At 70.8% G+C, this 21151-nt stretch carries 18 protein-coding genes; 13 read left to right on the forward strand and 5 right to left on the reverse strand.

Annotated elements, in window-relative coordinates; translation table 11 throughout:
* The first annotated feature begins 88 nt into the window (after nucleotides 1–88).
* From GWK16_RS21540 to GWK16_RS21555, 4 genes are read left to right on the forward strand one after another with little or no spacing between them, the layout of a single operon-like run.
* Nucleotides 89–382 (forward strand): c-type cytochrome, encoded by a 294-nt coding sequence (locus tag GWK16_RS21540; protein WP_170056041.1) that lies wholly within the window; start codon nucleotides 89–91, stop codon nucleotides 380–382.
* Entirely contained in the window at nucleotides 379–1080 is a 702-nt protein-coding gene (locus tag GWK16_RS21545) for a phytochelatin synthase family protein (protein WP_170056042.1), read from the forward strand. The genes GWK16_RS21540 and GWK16_RS21545 overlap by 4 nt, the downstream gene beginning before the upstream one ends.
* A 38-nt stretch (nucleotides 1081–1118) precedes the next feature.
* Complete coding sequence (locus GWK16_RS21550; RefSeq protein WP_170056043.1) at nucleotides 1119–1496, forward strand: hypothetical protein; 378 nt, start codon at nucleotides 1119–1121, stop codon at nucleotides 1494–1496.
* On the forward strand, nucleotides 1493–3118 hold the full coding sequence (locus GWK16_RS21555; protein WP_170056044.1) for a GMC oxidoreductase: 1626 nt from the start codon (nucleotides 1493–1495) through the stop codon (nucleotides 3116–3118). Before GWK16_RS21550 ends, GWK16_RS21555 begins: the two co-directional genes overlap by 4 nt.
* Nucleotides 3119–3124: 6 nt before the next feature.
* On the opposite strand, the gene GWK16_RS21560 is transcribed toward GWK16_RS21555, so the two are convergent.
* Nucleotides 3125–4900: an adenylate/guanylate cyclase domain-containing protein gene (locus tag GWK16_RS21560; protein WP_170056045.1), complete on the reverse strand. Its 1776-nt coding sequence runs from the start codon at nucleotides 4898–4900 to the stop codon at nucleotides 3125–3127.
* A 138-nt stretch (nucleotides 4901–5038) separates the two neighbouring features.
* On the opposite strand from GWK16_RS21560, the gene GWK16_RS21565 reads away from it, so the two are divergent.
* On the forward strand, nucleotides 5039–6628 hold the full coding sequence (locus GWK16_RS21565; RefSeq protein ID WP_170056046.1) for a hypothetical protein: 1590 nt from the start codon (nucleotides 5039–5041) through the stop codon (nucleotides 6626–6628).
* A 50-nt stretch (nucleotides 6629–6678) separates the two neighbouring features.
* Here GWK16_RS21565 and GWK16_RS21570 read toward each other — a convergent pair whose 3' ends face one another.
* Nucleotides 6679–7374 carry a hypothetical protein gene (locus GWK16_RS21570; protein ID WP_170056047.1) on the reverse strand — a complete coding sequence of 232 codons (696 nt, stop codon included), beginning with the start codon at nucleotides 7372–7374 and terminating at the stop codon, nucleotides 6679–6681.
* 239 nt (nucleotides 7375–7613) lie between these two features.
* On the opposite strand from GWK16_RS21570, the gene GWK16_RS21575 reads away from it, so the two are divergent.
* A complete protein-coding gene (locus tag GWK16_RS21575) occupies nucleotides 7614–8420 on the forward strand; it encodes a Crp/Fnr family transcriptional regulator (protein ID WP_170056048.1) in 807 nt (268 codons plus the stop codon).
* 661 nt (nucleotides 8421–9081) lie between these two features.
* Here GWK16_RS21575 and GWK16_RS21580 read toward each other — a convergent pair.
* Genes GWK16_RS21580 through GWK16_RS21590 form a run of 3 tightly spaced genes read right to left on the reverse strand, consistent with a single transcriptional unit; the run spans nucleotide 9082 to nucleotide 11913 of the window.
* The gene (locus GWK16_RS21580) at nucleotides 9082–10674 is read right to left on the reverse strand and encodes a GMC family oxidoreductase (RefSeq protein ID WP_170056049.1); all 1593 of its coding nucleotides are present in this window, start codon (nucleotides 10672–10674) and stop codon (nucleotides 9082–9084) included.
* 7 nt (nucleotides 10675–10681) lie between these two features.
* Nucleotides 10682–11155 (reverse strand): acyl-CoA thioesterase, encoded by a 474-nt coding sequence (locus tag GWK16_RS21585; protein ID WP_170056050.1) that lies wholly within the window; start codon nucleotides 11153–11155, stop codon nucleotides 10682–10684.
* The gene (locus tag GWK16_RS21590) at nucleotides 11155–11913 is read right to left on the reverse strand and encodes an HpcH/HpaI aldolase family protein (protein WP_170056051.1); all 759 of its coding nucleotides are present in this window, start codon (nucleotides 11911–11913) and stop codon (nucleotides 11155–11157) included. Before GWK16_RS21590 ends, GWK16_RS21585 begins: the two co-directional genes overlap by 1 nt.
* A gap of 112 nt (nucleotides 11914–12025) precedes the next feature.
* Here GWK16_RS21590 and GWK16_RS21595 point away from each other — a divergent pair, with 112 nt between their 5' ends.
* From GWK16_RS21595 to GWK16_RS21625, 7 genes are all read left to right on the forward strand, one after another.
* Complete coding sequence (locus GWK16_RS21595; protein WP_170056052.1) at nucleotides 12026–12874, forward strand: dimethylarginine dimethylaminohydrolase family protein; 849 nt, start codon at nucleotides 12026–12028, stop codon at nucleotides 12872–12874.
* Between the two features lie 2 nt (nucleotides 12875–12876).
* Nucleotides 12877–14265 carry an FAD-binding oxidoreductase gene (locus GWK16_RS21600; protein WP_170056053.1) on the forward strand — a complete coding sequence of 463 codons (1389 nt, stop codon included), beginning with the start codon at nucleotides 12877–12879 and terminating at the stop codon, nucleotides 14263–14265.
* A 5-nt stretch (nucleotides 14266–14270) separates the two neighbouring features.
* Entirely contained in the window at nucleotides 14271–14654 is a 384-nt protein-coding gene (locus GWK16_RS21605; protein ID WP_170056054.1) for a RidA family protein, read from the forward strand.
* Nucleotides 14651–15832: an MFS transporter gene (locus GWK16_RS21610; RefSeq protein ID WP_338144535.1), complete on the forward strand. Its 1182-nt coding sequence runs from the start codon at nucleotides 14651–14653 to the stop codon at nucleotides 15830–15832. The genes GWK16_RS21605 and GWK16_RS21610 overlap by 4 nt, the downstream gene beginning before the upstream one ends.
* Nucleotides 15833–15896: 64 nt before the next feature.
* The gene (locus GWK16_RS21615; RefSeq protein WP_170056055.1) at nucleotides 15897–16724 is read left to right on the forward strand and encodes a universal stress protein; all 828 of its coding nucleotides are present in this window, start codon (nucleotides 15897–15899) and stop codon (nucleotides 16722–16724) included.
* Nucleotides 16725–16821: 97 nt separating this feature from the next.
* Nucleotides 16822–17991 carry an efflux RND transporter periplasmic adaptor subunit gene (locus GWK16_RS21620; RefSeq protein ID WP_170056056.1) on the forward strand — a complete coding sequence of 390 codons (1170 nt, stop codon included), beginning with the start codon at nucleotides 16822–16824 and terminating at the stop codon, nucleotides 17989–17991.
* 6 nt (nucleotides 17992–17997) lie between these two features.
* Nucleotides 17998–21141, forward strand: a complete 3144-nt coding sequence (locus GWK16_RS21625) for a multidrug efflux RND transporter permease subunit (RefSeq protein WP_170056057.1) — start codon at nucleotides 17998–18000, stop codon at nucleotides 21139–21141.
* Nucleotides 21142–21151: the final 10 nt, after the last annotated feature.

Genomic DNA, 21151 nt, shown 5'->3' on the forward strand with positions numbered 1-21151 from the left:
TAGAGTCCAGCCATCGATCGGCGGAAGATTCGGTTCCGACATGGCGAAGCGCGGCGCAGTTCCAGTGAAGCGGTTATGCGCCGCGCTGTTGGCCATCATCATCCTCGGCGACCGCCACGCGGGAGCGCAGGCGCCGGCCGTCCCGGATGCGGCGGCGGTCTGCCTGTCATGCCACGGCCCCTTCGGCCGGCCGGAGACACCGGAGTATCCCATCATCGGCGGGCAGAACGCGGCCTACCTGGCATCGGCATTGCGCGCCTACCGCGCCGGGCAGCGAACGGGCGAAGCCGCCGGCGTGATGACGGGTGTCGCGGAGCCGCTCGACGACCGCACGATCGAGGACCTCGCCGCCTTCTTCTCCTCACTGAGGTCGCTGCGATGACGCGCCGGCTCGCCCTTGCGCTCCTGCTCTGCGGGCTTCTGTTTCCGTGGCACCTGCGCGCCCAGCTGGTGGCGCTCGACACGCCCGATGGCGCGGCGCGCTTTCACCGCGCCATCGGCGGGCCTCAGGCACTCGGTCTGCTGGCGAACCTCGAGACGGAGGTCTTCCTGACCTTCTGCGGGCCGGCCTCCCTGGCGACCGCGCTGAACGCGCTCGGCCTGCACGAGCCTTCGCCCGCGGCCTTCTTTCCGCACCGGCGGATGACCCAGGATTCTCTGTTCACGCCGGCGAACCTCGCGGTGAAGAGCTACGCCGCCGTGCAGGCCGGCGGACTGACGCTCGAACAACTCGCCGATTTCGCGCGCAACCTCGGCGCGGCGGCCGAGGCCGTTTATGCGGACACAGTCGACGCCGCTGCGCTACGCGCCAGGATCTCGGCCGCCCTGGCCGATCCGGCGAGCCGCGTGATCGTGAACTATTCGCGCATCCCGCTCGGGCAGGAAGGCGACGGGCACATCTCCCCGGTCGCGGCCTATGACGCCGAATCCGACAGCGTCCTGATCCTCGATGTCGCCCGCTACAAGTATCCGCCGGTCTGGACGCCGATCGCGACCCTGCTCGTGGCGATGCAGCACGTGGATCCGGATGCGGGGCGTGTCCGGGGCCTGCTGTTCCTCACCGCGCGACGGGCGCAATGAGGCGGCGCGACCTCCTCTGCGGAACAGCGGTCGCCCCCTTGCTGGTCGCGGCGCCGCTCGGCGCGACGCCGCTGGGTGGTTTCGAGGAAGCGGCCGTTGCGCTCGCCGGCAGCCGCGACCTGCCGCCCTTCGTGCTGGACATGGCGCAGCGCATGCTGGTGGCGGAGTTCGGAGCGGCGCCGGTCGGTGATCTCATCGCCGCTGTGGCGGCTTGGCGCCGCGGCGCCGCTCTGCCGGACACTCTGGAGCCGCTGGCGCAGCGGCTGCTCGTGATCCTCTACACAGGTGAGACCGACGCCACCAATCCGCGTGCGCAGGTCGGCCATTACCCCTGGGCGCTCGCGTGGCAGGTGCTTCGCTTTGCCAAGGCCCCAGGGCTGTGCAGCGGCGGCTTCGGCGACTGGGCCCGCACATGACCGCCGACGCGAACGAAACCTGTGACGTCGCCATCGTCGGGTCCGGCGTCGCCGGAGCCCACGCGGCGCACGGCCTGGCGGCCAAGGGCCTGCGGGTGATCGTGCTGGAGGCCGGGCAACGGCGCAGCCGCGCCGAGCTGACGCGGACCTTCTTCGACAACCCGGTCAAGGGGCCGCAATCCGCCTACCCACCCGACCCCTTCGCACCCTTTCCGGAGGACGATCGCTACGCGGACTTCTACGTGCAGGGCGGGGAGATGCCGTTCATCGGCGCCTATCTGAGGCTCGTCGGCGGCACCTCGTGGCACTGGACGGGCTTCGCCGACCGCCTGCGGCCGAACGACCTGCGCATGCGTTCCCTCTACGGGGTGGGCGAGGACTGGCCGATCGCCTACGCGGAACTCGAGCCCTATTACGAGCGCGCCGAGCGCGAATGGGGCGTGTCCGGGGATCCGCGCTTCACCTGGGGGGCGCCGAGGCGCGGACCGTTTCCCCAGCCGCCGATTCCGCCGAGCGCGCTCGATCTCGCGCTCGCGCCCGCGTTGGCGCAACTCGGGCTGACGGCCGGGCTCTTCTCGCATGCCCGCAACGCGGTGCCCTTCGACGGGCGCCCGGCCTGCTGCGGCAACAACACCTGCGTGCCGATCTGCCCGATCGGCGCGAAATACGATGCCTCCGTGCATGTGGCGAAGGCGGAGGGCGCGGGCGCGCGGCTGATCGAGCGCGCGCGCGTCGACTTCATCGAACTGGACGCCGCGCGCCGGGTTTCGGCCCTGGCGGCGAAGCGCCCGGATGGCTCGACGCTGCGTGTGACCGCGCGCCACTACGTGCTCTGCTGCCATGCGATCGAGACGCCCCGCCTGCTGCTCGCGAGCCGCCAGGCCCAGGCACCCAACGGCGTGGCGAACGGCAGCGACAATGTCGGGCGTTGGCTGTTGACGCAGGCGAACCAGGATTGCCAGGGACTGACGCGCGAGGCCGTCCTGCCGTATCGAGGCCCGCAGCAGACCAGCGGCATCGAACAGCTGCGCGACGGACCCTTCCGCAAGGACCGCGCGGCGGTCGGCACATCCTTCATGAACAGCGGATGGTCGGGCAACAGCGATGCGACCCGCGTCGCGCGGGACCTCATCGCGCAGGGGCTGAAGGGCAGCGCGCTGGTCGAAGCCCTCAACCAGCGCGTCTCGCGGCACCTGCGGCTCAATGCCTCGGCCGAGACGCTGGCGCGACGCGAGAACCGCGTCGAACTCGACCCCGTGCTGCGCGACGTCGCCGGCATCCCGCGGCCGCGGGTCACATTCGCGCTCGACGACTACACGCGCCGCGGCCTGGAGGAGGCGCTGAAGGTGAACCAGCGCATCCTGGATGCGATGGGCTCGACCTACGTCACCTGGAACGCGCCCTACCTGTCGAATGCGATCATCGCCGGCACGACGCGCATGGGCCGCGACCCGGCAAGTTCGGTGGTCGGCCCTGATCTGCGCACGCATGAGCATCCGAACCTGTCGATCCTCGGCCCGTCGACGCATGTGAGCGCGCCGGTGAACGCGCCGAGCCTGACGGTCGCCGCCATGGCCTATCGGCTCGCCGATCGCCTCGCCGCGCCGGGTGGGCTCGACTAGTACCGGTCAGCCGGTGCCGGGGTCGGCCTCTTCGCCCGACGGCATCCCGGCCCGCCGGAGCCCCTCGACAAGGGCATCGACGGCCGCCGGCTTCTTGATCGACACGCTGTAGTAGGCGCGGATGCTCGCCTGCGTTTCCTGCGGGCTGAAGGCCAGCAGGCGCAGCACCGCCTCCCGCCCTTCGTCGAGGCGGCCGAGCAGGCCAAAGCATGCGGCGCGCATGCGCCAGGCCGGGACGTAGTCGGCCTTCTCCTTCAGCGTGCGGTCCGTCCATCCGAGGCTATCCTCGTAGCGGGCGGCCGTGAAGCTGGCGAAGGCGGCGGCGAGGAACTTGTTGTAGGTCTGGGCATCGAGCGGACTGAGACGATGCGCGCGCTCGAGATGCGCGAGCGCGACGTCGCTCTCCCCGAGATAGGCCCGCGCCATGCCGCTGTAGGTCAGCGCGTCGGCCGAGTTCGGATTGATCTGCAATGCCCGGTCGATGAGCGCGATGCCGCCCGTCACGTCGCCGCCCGCCAGGGCGACCACGATCCCGGCCATCCACAGCACTTCGGAATCGTCCATCGCGAGTTCCGCCGCGCGACGGCCCATCCGCGCGCCTTCGGCGATCGAGGGATGATTCGGTGGAACCCAGCCCTGCACCTTGCGGTGCAGGCGGCAACGCCCCCCAAGGGCCAGGTTGCGCGCGCTGTCCGGGTCGAGGCGCAGCGCGCGGTCGGTCAGTTCCTTCGCCTTCTCGATGTCGTCGCGCGTCATGCGGTAGAAATGGCCGGTGGCGCGCAGGAACAGGTCGTAGGCCTGGATGCTCTCGGGCGGCCGCCGCGCGACGCGTTCGACCTCGGCGAACAGCACGCGCGGCTCGATCACCGCGGCCACGCCCTCGGTGACACGGTCCTGCAGCGCGAAGATGTCGGCAACCTCGCCCTCGAACTGGCCGGCCCAGATCTGGATGCCCGTGTCGGCCTCCACCAGGTGGCTGGCGATGCGGATCCGGTCGCCGGCCCTCCGCACGGTGCCATCGAGCGCATAGCGCACGCCGAGCTCCCGTCCGATCTGACTGACCGGCACGTCGCGGTTGCGATAGGTGAAGGACGACCCGCGCGCGATCACGAAGAGGGAACGGATCCGCGACAGCGTGTTGATGATGTCCTCCGCCACGCCATCCGCGAGGAATTCCTGGTCGGGGTCCGTGCTCATGTTGGCAAACGGCAGCACGGCGATCGACGGCTTGTCCGGCAGCGGCGGGAAGGCACGCTGGCCGGCGACCTCGGCGGTCAGCACGCGGAAGCAGCGCACCCGTTCCGCGACCCCCCGCACGTCCAGCGCGCCGAGATCCTCGAAGCCGCAGTCCACGGCGCCGCGGACCGCCTCGTGCACGGGGCCGGAGACGATGATGCCGCCAGGCTGCGCGATGTTCTGCAGCCGGGCGGCGACGTTCACCACGCTGCCGAAGACCTTCTCCCCCCGCATCACCACGTCGCCGGAATTGATCCCGACCCGGCACAGCAGCCGCTGGTCTTCCGGCTCGGCCGCACCGGCCGCGGCGAGGTCGTCCTGGAACTGCCGGGCCGCCCGCAGCGCCGCCGGAGCGGTCTCGAAGCACGAGATCAGGCCGTCGCCGGCAATGCTGACGACGCGGCCGCCCAGGCCGGAGATCGTGCGGGAGATGTGTTCGATGAGCGCCGAGACGCGCTCGAAGGCGCGCTCCTCGTCGGACTGCATCATCGCGGTGTAGCCCGCGACATCCGCGGCCAGGATCGTCGCGCTGCGCCGCTCGTTCATTTGACAGCCATCATGCGCCAGAATGGGATTATCATAATCTCGTGAGATCGCATCAAGGCGCTTGGACAATCGATCCGCCATCGCAGCGGCGGGCAATCCGGGACTTTGGCCACTATAGGGGCGCGTGAGGGAGCCGTCATGACCAGGAAGACGAGCGCGCCGTGGCAGGCGGTTGTCGCAGCCGGCATTCTGCTGGCGCCCGCCCTGGCGGCTGGCCAGCATGGCGACCACGGCGCCGCGCTCGGCCGCGCGCATATGGCGGTTCAATGCAGCGCTGCGGCGCAGGCGGCCTTCGACCAGGGATTGGTGCGCCAGCATTCCTTCGACCACGCGGCGGCGCGCGAGCACTTCGCCGCGGCGCTCGCCGCCGATTCGTCGTGTGCGATGGCCCGCTGGGGCATGGCGCTGGCGACCCTCGACAACCTCTTCGGCGTGCCGTCGCCGGAGGAGGTCGCGCGCGCGGCCGCGCTGCTGCGTGAAGGACCCCCTCCGCCGCCGCCCTGGAACGGCTGGATCGACGCGCTGGCTCAGCTGGTCCGGCCAGGGCCACCCGGCTGGCCGGACCGGCTCGGCGGCTTCGCCGGGGCGATGGAGCAGATCGCCGCCGCGGCGCCCGACAACGACGAGGCGCAGATCTTCTACGCGCTCGCATTGCTGATGGCGGCGCCGTCGGACGACCCCGTGGACGCCGCCCAGCGCCAGGCGGCTGCGATCCTCGAGCCGATCTGGGCACGTCAGCCCGAGCATCCGGGCGCGATGCACTACCTCATCCACGCCTATGATACGCCCGCGCTGGCGGGCCGTGGGTTGCCGGCGGCCAGGCGCTACGCGACGGTCGCCGCGGCCTCGCCGCATGCGGTGCACATGCCGTCGCACATCTTCACCAGGCTGGGCGACTGGCCCTCCTCGATTGCGGCGAACCAGCGTTCCGCGGCCCTCGCCCGCGCGGCCGGCGAGGCGAACGACGAGCTGCATGCGCGCGACTACCTCGTCTATGCCTTGCTGCAATCGGGCCGTGGCGGTGCGGCGCGCGCCGCCTGGAACGAGGCGGCGGAGGCCGCGGCGAACCGGAATTCCGACCATCTCGCGGGCCCTTTCGCCGTGGCGGCGATGCCGGCGCGCCTGGCGTTGGAGACCGGCGACTGGGCGGGCGCCGCGGCGTTGGCGCCGGTGGAGAGCGGTTTCCCGCAAGTCCTCGCCATCACCCACTTCGCCCGCGGGATCGGTTTGGTTCGCAGCGGCCAGCGCGCCGAGGCCGAGATCACGGCCCTGGCCGCGCTCGAAGCCGGCCTGCGGAGGTCAGGGCAGGCGGCCTGGGCGGCAGAGGTCGGCGTCCAGCGTGCCGCGGTGGCGGCCCTGGCGGCCATCACGACCGGCGACGCCGCGACCGGCCTCCGCGACCTGCAGGCTGCGGCGGAGGTAGAGGACGCGTTGTTGAAGAGCGTCGTCGAGCCCGGTCCGCTCGCTCCGGCACGCGAACTGCTCGGTGAGGCCCTGCTCGCCCTGGGGCGGAATGCCGAGGCCGAGGCCGCCTTCGAGGCGGTCCTTCGCGTCAACCCGAACCGCTTCAGGTCGCTGGCCGGCGCGGCGGCGGCGGCCGAGGCGAACGGGCGGCCTGAGGTGGCGGCGGCCCGCTACCGGCTCCTGCTGGCCGTCGCCTCAGGGGCGGATGAAGCCCGCCCCGAGCTCGCCGCGGCCTCCAGGGCGCTCGGCCGCCGGGGGGAATGACCCGGCCGGCAACCGCGGCCCGGATCGGTCCCGATTGTGGCCCCCTGTGGTCAACGTTGCAGTGCCACTCGGACCGACGCCAGGCCCGTTCTGAGCTCCGTGGCGCAGGCCAGCCCGTCCGCCGTGTTGCTGCGGCCAAGTGCGTCGCACAGGAGGCCGAGCCGCGCTTCGGCTCGCTCCGGCGCAGCCACCGCGGCGCCGAGGCGGAGCCTCGGTCTTTCGTCGCCGAGCGCGAGGGCGGCGGCAAAGCGGGGGCCATGGGAGCCGAGCCTGGCAGAGGCCTCCGCTTCGTCCGCCGCCGCCAGCGCCAACCGGCCCTCTCGCCCGTGGCCGATGGCGACGACGAGCCCGCCGGCGCCTTGCTGCCGGGCAGCGAGAAGCCCGCCGTACAGGAGATCGAGAGATGCGGCCTGGGCCGCGGACCCAAGGGCATCGGCACCGCCCTGGTGGCATGCGGCAGGCGAGGCGGACGGGACCTCCAGCACGCCGGCCTGCTCGGCGAGGATCTCCGCGATCAGGGAGTCGCGCTGCTGGCTGTACTCCGGCTCGGTGGTCAGAAGGACGACGACGGCGTCACCCGCCTGCCAGCTCGCGGGCAGATTCAGCAGTGCCGTCGTTTGGCAGCCGGTCGCGCTCGATGCGCCGGCAGGCGTCACGAACAGCGAGAGATAGGTGGCGTATTCGTCGGCCACGGCGGGCCCGGAGAGGCCGGCGAGGAGTGCGGTGGCAATCAGGGTCCTACGCATGGTCATCCTCCTGCTCGGGCGGTGGGCGGAATCACGTGATGGAGGCCGGCGTGGGCTGATGCTCCGAGGGCAGGCGCGCCGTCACGAGGCGAGCGAGCCATCGGTCGATCTGCCGGTGGAACCTCGCCGCACGGTGCTGCGCCGGCCGCTGCGAAGGCGGGGGTCTCCGTGGACGAGGTCCCTCGGATCCTGACTGACGCGGCGGCGATGCCATTTCGGACCATCAAGAGGCCTCGGCCATGCTTGCGGTGCGCCGACGATGGCCGTCCCGCACCGGTCGCGTGGTGCCAAACGGCACAGTCCGGGTTGCGTCCGGGCAGGGGTGCCGACAGACTCCGTCATCGAGTCCGATGGCTATGCCCGACCTTCTGAGCCTGCCGTTTTTCCGACCGTTCACGCCGCAGGCCGTGGCGCCGCTCTCGGCGCAGGCGCGCTGGCGCAGTTGCGAGGCCGGCCAGACGGTGATCGAGGCTGGCGACGATGCGCCGGACGTCTATTTCGTCGTCCAGGGGACGCTGCGGGTCGCCACGCGCAGCATCGGCGGGCATGAGATCATCCTGAACGAGATCGGTCCCGGCGCCCTGTTCGGCGAGATCGCGGCGATCGATGGCGCGAAGCGCTCCGCCGGGATCGTGGCCGTTACCAAGACCCAGCTCTGCGTGATCGCGGCGGGCCCATTCCTGGAGTTCGCGCTCTCGACGAGGGACGCGACCCTGCACCTGATGAAGACCCTCGCCGCGCTGGTGCGCGAGAAGGACAAGAGGATCTTCGAGCTCAGCGTTCTGGCGACCCGGCCGCGGTTGATCGCGCTGCTCTTGCGACTGGCGCGGCCTCGGGAGGACTCGGGCCTGATCGTCTCGCCGCCGCGGCCGCACCATGAGCTCGCCGCGATGATCGGCACGCGCCGGGAGGTTGTGACACGGACCCTGGCCGGCCTGCAGCGAGACGGGCTTCTCGAGCCGATGCGCGGGGGGCTTCTATTGCCGCGACCGCAGGCACTTAGGGCGGAGCTGGATGCCGCCTGGGCCAATGCACCTGCCCGCTAACGAGGTGACGTGCAGCGGCTGCGCGAAACGTCGCATGGCCCTGCGGGGCGGGCCCCGAAGGCCGCGGGTTGTCGGAGGACAATCCCGGCCGGTCAGACTTGGACGCGCCCGATGGCTGTCGGCGGCGATCCTGGCGCCGCCCTTCGTCGAACGATCGCGTCCGCGAGCGCCGAGTGCCCGGCCAGAGCCCGAAGCGTTGGGGGACGCCGCATCGTTGGCGGACGGGGCCTCCGCACCGCCGCCTTGAGTCCCAATCCGCATGACGAGGTCGCCTGCAGGAAGGGCGACAGCGGTACGTCCCGCAGAACGACCTGGCCTGACGTGACGATGTAGACCGCACCCGGCATCGGCGCGCCGGGCACGCAGACCAGGAGCCGGCCATCACGAAAGCATGGCGGTCCCCATCCTCGATCGTGGCCGGCGCAGGCCGCATCGCGCGCCCCGCCGGTCGAGACGCAGTCCCTCGCCCGTGAAGGCCTTGGCGGGCCGAAATGCCGGACATCGCTCGACCGGCAATGCTTCGAGCACCTCCCCGCGAGCGCCGCCCCGCCGCGGAACGGTCGCCAGGCCGATCGCCGTGCAGCGGGTGGCGCGTGCGACGACGGATACGACCGCGGATTGACCGAACGGGCCCGGGGGGCCGCCGCGCGCTCGAGGACCTTCAGGCCGCCGCGTCCTCCCGGATCATCGCCGCGCCCTTCTCGCCGATCATGATGGTCGGCGCGTTGGTGTTCCCGGTCGTCAGCGTCGGCATGACCGAGGCGTCGATCACCCGCAGCCCGGCGAAGCCGTGCACGCGGAGCCGGCTGTCCACCACGGCGTCCGGCCCTTCGCCCATGCGGCAGGTGCCGACGGGGTGGTAGATCGTCGTGCCGTATTGCCGGTTGAAGGCGAGGATCTCGTCGTCCGAGGCCACGCCGGGGCCGGGCAGGATTTCCTGCACGCTGTGCTGCGCGATGGCGGGCTGCGCGAAGATCTCCCGCACCATGCGGATGCCGGCAGCGAGCAGCGCCTGGTCCGACCGCGCCGAAAGGTAGTTCGGCCGGATCGCAGGCTTCTCGAAGGGATCGGCCGAGCGCGCCATGACCGTGCCGCGGCTGTCCGGCTTCACCGGGCAGATGGCGCAGGTCATGCCCGGTTCCTTCTCGAGCACGCCGAACTGGCCGAGCGCGTAGGAGGCCGGCGTGAACAGCAACTGCAGGTCGGGGCTGGCGAGGCCTTCGCGTGACCGCGCGAAGACCTGCGCGGTGGTGACGCCGAAGGTCAGCGCGCCGTTGCCGCGCAGGAAGAAGCGCGCGACCTCGCCCGCCAGCCGGATGCCGCGCGCGAGCTGATTGGTGCTGAGGCCGTCCTTCACGCGGTGCTGCACGCGGGAGACGTAGTGGTCCTGCAGGTTGGCGCCGACCGCCGGCATGTCGGCCAGCACCTCGATGCCGAGGGAACGCAGGTGCTCCGCCGGCCCGATGCCCGACATCTGCAGCACATGCGGGGAATTCACCGCGCCGCCGCACAGGATCACTTCGCGCGTGACCGTGATGCGCCGGATGGCGCCGCCCTGGCGGAACTCGGCGCCGATGCAGCGGCGGCCATCGAACACCAGGCGGCTGACCTGGGCCTCGGTCTCCACGCGGACGCGGTCGCCGGCGCCGCGCAGATAGGTGCGCGCCGTCGACCCGCGCCAGCGGCCGACGCGCGTCATCTGGGAATAACCCACACCTTCCTGCTCCTCGCCGTTGAGGTCCTTCCGGAAGGGATGGCCGGCCTGCTGCGCGGCCTCGATGAATCGATGCGTCAGCGGCAGGATGGTGCGGTAGTCCTCCACCTGCAGCGGGCCGTCGGTGCCACGGAACTCCGGATCGCCGCCGTTGCGGTAGGTCTCGGACTTGCGGAAGAAGGGCAGGACCTCGTCAAAGGACCAGCCGCGGCAGCCCATCTGCGCCCAGATGTCGAAATCCGCCGGATTGCCGCGGACGTACAACATGCCGTTGATCGAGGAGGTGCCGCCGAGCGTGCGCCCCCGCGGCCAGCGGATCTCGCGGTCGTTCACGCCGGGCTGCGGTTCCGCGACATAGCCCCAGTTCATCAGCGACTGGTTCTGCAGCAGCTTCAGCATCCCCGCGGGGATGTGGATCCAGGGATGGCGGTCCTTGGGCCCGGCTTCGAGCAGCGTAACGCGCGCGCCGGTCTCGGACAGGCGCGCGGCGACGACGCAGCCCGCTGAACCGGCGCCGATGACGAGGTAATCCGTGTCCATGGCAGCCTCAGCGTGACGTGCCGAAGTCGCGCCCTTCATAGGCGCCGAGCATGGCGCGCAGGCGGTCCGGAATGGGGATCGGACGGCGGCTCGCCTGGTCGGTGAGCACCCAGACGATCTCCCCGGTGGCGAGCAGCGTGTCCTCGCCCTGCGGGAAGACCGCGGGCAGGAAGGTGATGGAGGACCGCCCGATGCGCGTCGTGCGCGCCGCGATCTCGATGCGCGCGGCGCGGCCGATTGCGACCTTGTACTCGACCAGGCCGCGGACGACGTGGAAATCGGCGCCCGAGGCCTTCACCTCGGCCTGGTAGCTCCAGCCGGCGGCGCGGATGTAGTCCGACACCGCCTCGTCGTACCAGGTCAGGTAGTGGGCGTTGAAGACGATGCCCTGGGTGTCGAGCTCGACGTAGCGGACCTGGTGCGGGCGGAAGAAGCGGAAGTCGGCGCGGGTGGGCAGACCCGCGCCCGCGCCGTCCGGCATCAGCCCCGCGCCACCTTCACCGCCGCCGTCGCGGCCTGGACCATCAGCCCGACCTCGTTGGCGATCGTGACGAGCTTGAAGCCCTTCTGGATCATCTTGTTGGCATAGGCCGGCGAGCCGTTGTGCAGGCCGGCCGCGATGCCGCGCTTGCCCGTTTCGGCGAGCAGCATGTCGTAGATCGCGAGGATCTCGGGGTCCTCGACGTCGAGCTTCGGCTCCTTGCCGTAGGAGAAGGAGAGGTCGGACGGCCCGACATAGATGCCGTCGATGCCCGGCACGTCGAGGATCTCGCGGATGTTCTCGATCGCCGTCTTGGTCTCGATCATCGGGATGACGAGGATCTCGTCATTCGCGGTCTTCTGGTAGTTGCCCGAGGAACCGTAGGCGCCGGCGCGGATCGGACCGTTGGACCGCGTGCCGGCCGGCGGGTACTTGCTGTACTGCACCAGGGCGCGGGCCTCGGCGGCGGTGTTCACCATCGGGCAGATCACGCCCATCGCGCCGGCGTCGAGCACCTTGCCCACGATGCCCGGCTCGTTCCACGGCACGCGCACCATAGGCGTGGCGGGCGAGAGCTGGATGCCCTGGAAGCAGGCCACGCAGGACAGGTAGTCCTGCACGCCGTGCTGCATGTCGACGGTGACGGAATCCCAGCCCGCCTTGCTGTACATCTCGGCGCTGAAGGCGTTGGGGATGGCCAGCCACCCGTTCACCACGGCCTTGCCGGCCTTCCACGCTTCCTTGACCTTGTTCGCCATTGCGCCGCTTCCTCTCTTGTCGGGCTGCTATGGCAGGGACGCTAGGACGCGACCCCAGATGCGTCAAACGCGCCCCTGGACGGGCAGGCATGCCGCAGGCAGGGTGCGCGCCATGGCCGACTGGACCGTCTCCTCGGAAACCGGCGCGCTGACCGACGTGCTCGTCTGCCCGCCCGATCACTACCGCTGGATCCCCACCAACACGATCGTGCGGCGCACGCTGGCGGGCGCGCAGCAGCCCTCGGCGATGGCGCTTGCGGCGCAACACAAGGAACTGGTGCACGCCTTGCGGCAGGGCGGCGCGCAGGTCCATGTGCTGCCGCCCGAACCGCATCTGCCCTACATGGTCTACACGCGCGATTCAGCGGTGGTGACGCCCTGGGGGCCGGTGCTGTGCCAGCTCGAGCGTCCGCAGCGGCGCGGGGAATATGCGGGCATCATCGACTTCCACGCAGCGCGGTTCTGGCGCAAGTCGAGCGCCGGCACGCTCGAGGGCGGCGACATCCACGTCATGAAGCCGGGTGTCGCGGTGGTCGGTGCCTCGGGCGGGCGCACCGACCTCGCGGGCGCGGAGCAGTTCGCCGGCTGGCTGCGCGCCGAAGGCTGGGAGGTGCGCGTCGAGCCCTTCGACGAGCATTTCCTCCATCTCGACGTGCTGTTCTGCATGGCGACGCCGGGCCTGGCCGTGGCGTGCCTCGACGTCCTCGATCCCGACTTCATCGCCTGGCTGAAGGGCCACGGCATCCGCTGCATCGACGTGCCGTACCGCGACGCCATGGCGCTCGGGTGCAACATCCTCGCCCTGGGTGGCGGGCGCGTGGTATCGGCGCGCGGTTCGGCCGGGCTGAACGCGGCGCTGCGCGCGGAGGGCCTGTCCGTCCTCGACCCCGACCTCTCGTTGTTCACCGCCGGCGGCGGCGGACCCCATTGCCTGACCTGCCCGCTCAAGCGGGAGGAGTGACCATGACCACCACCACCGAAGCCGATACCGTCATTGCCGCCGCGCGCGGCTTCCTCGGCGATCGCATCAGCGTCAACCGCGCCATCCGCGAACAGCACAGCCGCGGCGAGGACACCACGCCGCCGACGATGCCCGATGCCGTCGCCTTCGTGGAGACGACGGAGGAGGTCAGCCGCCTCCTCGCGCTGTGCCACCAGCACGGCGTGGCGGTGACGCCCTTCGGCGCCGGCACCTCGCTCGAAGGGCATGTGAACCCTGTCCGCGCGGGCATCTCGCTCGACCTTTCCCGCATGAAGGCGGTGCTCGAGGTGAACGAGGAGGACATGGACTGCCTCATCGAACCGGGCGTGACGCGGCAGGAGCTCAACGCCTTCCTGCGCGACAAGGGCCTGTTCTTCCCGGTCGATCCCGGCAGCCACGCCTCGATCGGGGGCATGTGCGCGACTCGCGCCTCCGGCACCAACGCGGTGCGCTACGGCACGATCCGCGAGAACGTGCTGGGGCTGGAAGTCGTGCTGGCCGATGGGCGCGTCATCCAGACCGGCGGGCGCGTGCGCAAGGCGTCGAACGGCTACGACCTGACGCGACTCTTCATCGGCTCGGAAGGCACGCTCGGCGTCATCACCAAGGTGCGGCTGCGCCTGCACGGCATCCCCGAGGCGATCTCCGCCGCCGTCTGCCAGTTCCCGTCTCTCGCCGCCGCGGTCGAGACCGTCATCACCGTCATGCAGTCCGGCATCCCCGTCGCGCGGATCGAACTGCTCGACGAGGACCAGATGGAGGCCTGCATCAAGTACTCGAAGCTGGAAGGCTTCGAGGCGCTGCCGACGCTTTTCCTCGAGTTCCACGGCACCGATGCCGGCGTGAAGGAACAGGCGGAATCGGTCGAGGCGATCGCGGCCGATTTCGGTGCTTCGGGCTTCGCCTGGGCGACGGATGCCGAAAGCCGCAACCGGCTGTGGCAGGCGCGGCACGATGCCTATTGGGCGGCGGTGAACCTCAAGCCGGGCCATCGCGGCATCACCACGGATGTCTGCGTGCCGATCTCGCGCCTGGCGGAAGCGGTGCTCGGCGCCAAGGCGAAGTCGCGCGAGAGCGGCCTCACCTCCTGCATCGTGGGTCATGTCGGCGACGGCAATTTCCACTGCCTGATCCTGTTCCCCGAGGACGATCCGCAGGGGCTCGAGCGCGCCTGGGCGCTCGACCGCGCGATCGTCGCCGAGGGCCTCTCGCTCGGCGGCACCTGCTCCGGCGAGCATGGTGTCGGCCTCGGCAAGCGCGAGTTCCTCGAACAGGAGCATGGCGTCGAAGCGCTGGCCGTGATGCGCAGCGTGAAGACGAGCCTCGATCCGCGTGGTATCCTGAATCCGGGGAAGATGTTCAGGAACTGACGGCGATGCGGCTGATCGCGCACGACGCGCCGGAGGCACCGGCGGCGCAGGGCGGCTACGCCCAGGCGGTGGAGGTCGTCGCACCGGCGCGGCTCCTGTTCGTCTCGGGTCAGGTGCCGCTGTTCGCCGATGGCAGCCGGCCGGACGACTTCGCGGGACAATGCCGCCAGGCCTGGGCCAATCTCGAGGCGCAGCTGCGCGCCGCCGGGATGGGCCTCGACAACCTCGTGAAGGTGACGACCTTCCTCGCCCGGCGCGAGGATGCCGTCGAGAACCGCGCCATCCGCAGCGAGATCCTCGGCGGACGGCGCGTCGCGCTGACCGTGATCCTGCCGGCCATCTTCGACGAGGCCTGGCTGATCGAGATCGAGGCGGTGGCCGCGGCGTGAACGCGCTGGGACTGGCGATCCTCGCCCTGGCGCTGGGGCATGTCTTCTCCAACGCGGTGCGCACGCTGCCGGCGATGGCGGCGGACGTGCTGCAGCGGGATCTCGGCGTCACGGCGGATGGCCTCGCGGCGCTGACCGGCGCCTTTCCGGCGGCCTTCGCGCTCGCGATGCTGCCGGTGGGCGTGGCGCTCGACCGCTATGGCGTGAAGCCGACGGCACTCGCCCTGCTGGCCATCGCAGCGGTCGGGTCGCTGTTCGGCGCGGTGGCGACGGGGCCGTGGTCGATGCTGCTGGCGCAGGTGGTGCTCGGCATCGGGTGTTCGGGGATGCTGATGTGCCCCGTCACCTATGCGGCGAAGAACCTGCCGCCGCAGAAGTTCGGCCTGTGGGGTGGGGTGATCCAGGCCTTCGGCAATACCGGGATGCTGCTGTCGGCGAGCCCGCTCGCCCTGCTCGTGGAGGCCTCGGGCTGGAGGGCGGGATATGTCGCCTGCGCGTTGCTCGCGGTGGGTGCGGCGACGGCGGTGTTCGTCCTGGTGCGGGAAGCACGTGCGCCTGTCCAGGCGCGCCGCAGCGTCGCCGAGGATGCGCGGGACGTCATCCGGCTCGGCCTGTCGCGCGACATCCGCGGCCCGGTGGTGATCGCCTTCGCCTCCTTCGCCGCCGTGCTCGGCGTGCGCGGATTGTGGGGCGGGCCCTGGCTGATGGAGGTGAAGCACCTGGCGCGCGTGCCGGCGGGCAACATCCTGCTGATGTGCACCCTCGCCCTGATCGCCGGGCCGGCGATCGCGGGCATCCTCGAACGGCGCTTCCAGGCCCATCGCCGCGCGCTTCTGGTGGGCGGCCATCTGGGCGCGGCGCTGATGGTCGCGCTGATGGTCGCCGGCGGGTCGCTGGGTTGGCCGGTCATGGCCGACGCGGTGCTGCTCGTCGCCTTCGGCCTGATGATCTCGCTGCAGGTCATCTGCTTCGCCCTGGTGCGCGCGGCGGTGCCGCCCGAACGGGTGGGGCGGGCGTTGTCGGCGATGAACGTCTCCTTCTTCGGGGGGGCGGCTGTGCTCCAGGCGGCTTCGGGTGCGGCGGCCGCGTGGGGCGGCGTCGGGGCGGCGCTGCTGGTCTTCGCCGCGGCGCTGGTGATCTGCAGCCTGGCCTTCCTGCGCCTGCCGGGGCCGCGCTGACGGCCTCGGCCTTCGCACCGCACGGCCGGGCGGCTAGATTGCCCGCAGGAGAGGACATCGCCGCATGATCCGCAGCATCCTGGTCGCGCTCGACGACACGCCCGGCGCGCAGCGCGCGCGGGATCTGGCGATCGCCTTCGCGCGACACACCGGCGCGGCGCTGACGGCGGCGGCCGTGCTCGACAATCCGGCGGATGAGCATGAGGCCGTGCCGCCGGGCGCGGGTGCCTTCAAGGAACGTCGGGACGCGGCCCGCGCCCGGCGGATGGCGGCGGAAGCCGATGCCGCCTTCGCCGCCTGTGCGGCCGCGGCGGGTGACACGCCCTTCACCCCGATGCGCCTGGCCGATGCGCCGGAGCCTGCCCTGATCGCGGCCGGCGCCGCGCACGACGTGATCGTGATCGGACGGGATTCGACCTTGGGCCTGGAGGACAATCCGGACGGCCTCGCCCCGGTGATCGAGGGCCTGCTGCACGATGGCGCCCGGCCGTTGGTGGTCGTCCCGCCGGGCGACGCGCCGGCCTCGGGCAAGGTCCTGGTGGGCTATGACGGGTCGATCCCGGCGATGCGCGCGCTGCAGCTCTTTGCGCTGCTGGGTCTTGCGCATGACATGCAGGTCCGGGTGCTGTCGATGGCGGCGGACCGGGCGGATGCGGTGCGGATGGCGGGCACCGCCGCGGATTACCTGCGCAAGCATGGCTTCGAGGCCGAGGCCGTGGGGGTCGAGGGATCGCATCCCGTCGACGCCCTGCTGGCCGAGGCGACGGCCATGCCGGCCGGGCTGCTGGTCATGGGTGCCTATGAGCACTCGGGACTGCGGACCTTCTTCACGGGCTCGGCCACCCGCCGCCTTCTGCACGCAGCGCCCTGTCCCGTCTTCGTGGCGCGATGAGGCGTGACGCCGTAACCTCGCGCCGGATTGCAGCGCGCGGCGCTTGACGCAGCGCATCATGATCGACATTTGGGACCGAAACAGTCGGATGCTGCCGATGCTGCGTCTTGTCGCGGGTGCCGCGGTTGTCCTCTTCCTGGCCGCTGGCCCGGCAGCCGCCCAGTTCGGGCCGCAGGGGCCGCCTGCCGTGGGCGTGATGACAGCCGAACGCCGACCGGTCACGGAAACCATCGAGTTCGTCGGGCGCGTCGAAGCCACGGATCGCGTGAATATCCGCGCGCGCGTCACCGGCTTCCTCCAGGAGCGCCTGTTTCGCGAGGGTGGCGACGTCACCCAGGGCGAGATCCTGTATCGCATCGAACGCGCCCCCTTCGAGGCGCAGGTCGAGCAGGCGCAGGCGAACCTCGCCGCGGCCAATGCGCGGGTCGAGAACGCCCGCGTGGCCCTGGCCCGGGCGCGGGACCTGCGCCAGACCGGGGCGGGGACCCAGGTGTCGCTCGACAACGCCCAGGCCGCGGAACGGACCGAGGCCGCGGGCGTGCTGGCCGCGCAGGCCGCGCTGCGCGTGGCGCAGATCAACCTGGGCTACACCGAGATCGAGGCGCCGATCGCGGGCCAGATCGGCCGGTCGAACCTCGCGGTGGGCAACGTCGTCGGGCCGGATGTCGGGACGCTGGCCACCATCGTGAGCCAGGACCCCATGCGGGTCGCCTTCGCCGTCAGCCAGCGGACCGCGTTGGAACTCCGCAATCGCTTCGAGGGCCGCGGCGGGGCGGATGCGACGCGCGTGCGGATCCGAACCACCGACGGGCGGCTGTATCCCGAGGCCGGGCGGATCGACTTCATCGACAACCAGATCGACCGCAACACGGACACGATCCTGGTGCGCGCGCTGATCCCGAACCCCATCCGCCGCCTGCAGACCGGGGAGGTCAGCGTCTCCCCGCGCGAACTCGTGGATGGTCAGTTCGTCAGCGTGACGGTCGAAGGGGCGGAGCCGGTGATGGCGATCGCCCTGCCGCGCGCGGCGGTGCTCCAGGACCAGCAGGGTTCCTTCGTCTTCGTGGTCGGCGAGAACAACCTCGCCCAGCGGCGGAACGTGATGCTCGGGCGGTCCTCGGCCGAGACGGCGGTGATCGAGGGCGGGTTGAACGGCGGCGAGACCGTGGTGGTCGAAGGCCTTCAGCGCGTGCGGCCCGGCCAGCCGGTGAACCCGGGGCCAGCCAGCGGACCGACCGTTCCGCAAACGGTGCCGGGGCGGGGCTGAGGGCCGGTGTTCTCCGCCATCTTCGTCGATCGGCCGCGCTTCGCGATCGTCATCGCCATCGTCACCGCCCTGGCGGGCGCGCTGGCGATGCTGCGCATCCCGGTCTCCCAGTTGCCGGACATCGTGCCGCCGCAGGTCTCGGTCACCACCCGCTTCCCCGGCGCCTCGGCGGCGGTGGTCGAGCAGACCGTGGCGCAGGTGCTCGAATCCTCGGTGAACGGCGTCGACCGCATGATCTACATGCGGTCGAACAGCGCCAATGACGGGTCGTACAGCCTCAACGTCTCCTTCGCGCTGGGCACCAACCCGGACATCGCGACCGTCAACGTGAACAACCGGGTGCAGGCCGCACTCGCGCGCCTGCCGCAGGAAGTGCAGCGGCAGGGTGTCACCGTCCGCAAGCAATCCTCGGCGGTGCTGCAGTTCATCTTCCTCTACTCCGAAAGCGGCGAGCACACGCCGCTGTTCCTATCGAACTACGCGACGATCAACATCATCGACCGGCTCGCGCGCGTGCCGGGGGTCGGCCAGGTCCAGCTCTTCGGCGCGATGGACTATTCCATGCGCATCTGGTTCGAGGTCGACCGGCTGATCAGCCTGAACCTCACGCCCTCCGACGTGGTGGCGGCGATCCAGGCCCAGAACGTCCAGGCGCCGGTCGGGCGCATCGGCGCGCGCCCGATCCCGGACGACCAGCAGTTCCAGATCAACCTCGAGACCCAGGGCCGCCTGACCACCCCCGAGCAGTTCGGGGAGATCGTGATCCGCGCCAACCCCGACGGTTCGACGCTGCGCGTGCGCGACGTCGCGCGCATCGAACTCGGCGCGGCGAGCATGGATACCGAGAGCCGCTACGATGGCCAGCCGGCGGTCACCTTCGGCGTCTACCTCGCACCCGGCGCCAATGCCGTCGCCGCGGCCGAGAATGTCCGCCAGACCATGGCGGACCTGCATTCCCGCTATCCGGCGGGCGTCAACCACCGCATCTTCTTCGACACCTCGGACTTCGTCAGCGACACGATCCACGAGGTGATCAAGACGCTGCTCGAGGCCTTCATCCTGGTCGTGATCGTGGTGTTCCTGTTCCTGGGGAACATGCGTGCGACCATCATCCCGACGGTCGCGGTGCCGGTCAGCCTGATCGGCACCTTCGTGATCCTGCTCGCACTCGGGTATTCGGCGAACACCATCTCGCTGCTCGCCATGGTGCTGGCCATCGGCATCGTGGTCGACGACGCCATCGTGGTGGTGGAGAACGTCGAACGGGTGATGGAGGAGGAACCGCACCTCACCCCATCCGAGGCGACCAAGAAGGCGATGGCGCAGATCACAGCGCCGATCATCGCCATCACCCTGGTGCTGCTGTCGGTCTTCGTCCCGATCGGATTCATCCCGGGCCTGTCGGGCGAATTGTTCCGCCAGTTCGCGGTGACGATCTCGGCCGCGATGGTGATCAGCGCGATCAATGCGCTGACCCTCTCGCCCGCGCTCTGCGCCGTCTTCCTCCGGCCGCACGCCCATGCCGGCGGACACCGGCCCGGCATCATGGGCCGCTGGCTGCGCGGCATCGACTGGGTGCGGGACCGCTATGCGGGCGTGGTGCGACGGTTGGTGCGCGTCGCGCTGCTGTCGATCGTGCTGACCGGTGGGTTCTTCGCCGGCATCTGGTACATGGGCCAGCGCACGCCTTCGGGCTTCCTGCCGCAGGAGGACCAAGGGGCCTTCTTCGTGCAGATCCAGCTGCCGCAGGGCGCCTCCGTCGCGCGCACGCGCCAGGCGGTGGTGCAGGTGGAGGAGATCCTGCGTTCCATCCCCTCGGTTCAGGGAACGCTCGCGATCGTCGGCTTCTCGCTGATCGACGGCGGGGCGCAGTCGAACTCCGCCTTCCTCGTCGCGCGGCTCAAGCCCTTCGCCGAGCGCACCACGGCGGAGATGTCGGTGCAGGCGGCGATCGGGCGGGTGTTCGGGGCCGGGCAGGGGGTGCGGACGGCGAATGTCTTCGCCTTCAACCTGCCGCCGATCATCGGCCTCGGCACCGGCGGCGGCTTCGAATACATCCTGCAGGATTACGAAGGGCGGCCGCCGGCGGAACTCGGCGCCACCATGCTCGGGCTGATCGCGGCGGCGAACCAGGACCCGCGGATCGCCGCGGCCTTCTCGACCTTCAACGCGACCAATCCGACGCTGTTCCTAGACCTCGACCGTGACAAGGCGCAGGCGCTCGGCCTGCGCATCGCGGACATCTTCACCGCGCTGCAGGCGACGCTCGGCGGCTTCTACGTCAACGATTTCAACCTGTTCGGCCGCACCTGGCAGGTGAACCTGCAGGCCGAGGCATCCGACCGGCGCGACATCAGCGACATCTGGCGCATCCATGTCCGCAACGCGCGGGGCGAGATGGTGCCCCTGCGCGCCGTGGCGGATGTCCGCACCCGCGTTGGGCCGCAGACCATCTTCCGCTACAACAACTACCGCGCCATCTCGATCCAGGGCGCGCCGCGGCCGGGCGTGTCCTCGGGCGACGGGCTCGCGGCGATGGAGCAGATCTCGGCGCGCGTGCTGCCGCCGGGCTACGGCTACGAATGGACCGGCACCGCCTTCCAGGAGAAGCAGGCCTCGGGCCAGACGGCCTACATCCTCGCGCTCGCGGTGATGTTCGCCTACCTGTTCCTGGTCGCGCTGTACGAATCCTGGGTGATCCCGATCCCGGTGCTGCTGTCGGTCGCGGTCGGCGTCCTGGGCGCCTTCGGGGCATTGTGGGTGGCGAACATGCCGCTCGACATCTACGCCCAGATCGGCCTCGTGGTGCTGATCGCGCTCGCGGCCAAGAACGGCATCCTGATCGTCGAATTCGCCAAGGAGAAGCGGGAGGAAGGCCTGCCGATCCGAGACGCCGCCATCATGGGCGCCCGGCTGCGGTTCCGCGCGGTCATGATGACCTCGATCGCCTTCGTCCTGGGCCTGGTGCCGCTGGTCTTCGCGACCGGCGCCGCCATGCTCTCCCGCCGCGCGGTCGGCACGGCGGTGTTCGGCGGCATGATCGCCGCCGCGCTGGTTGGCATCTTCGTGATCCCGATGCTTTACGTGGTGTTCCAGTCCATGCGGGAACGCACGAAGCGCATGTTCGGGCGCGCGCCGGCCGAAGGCTGACGCGTCCCCC

The sequence above is a fragment of the Neoroseomonas marina genome, from assembly GCF_012927745.1.
In the GTDB taxonomy this organism is placed as follows: domain Bacteria; phylum Pseudomonadota; class Alphaproteobacteria; order Acetobacterales; family Acetobacteraceae; genus Neoroseomonas; species Neoroseomonas marina.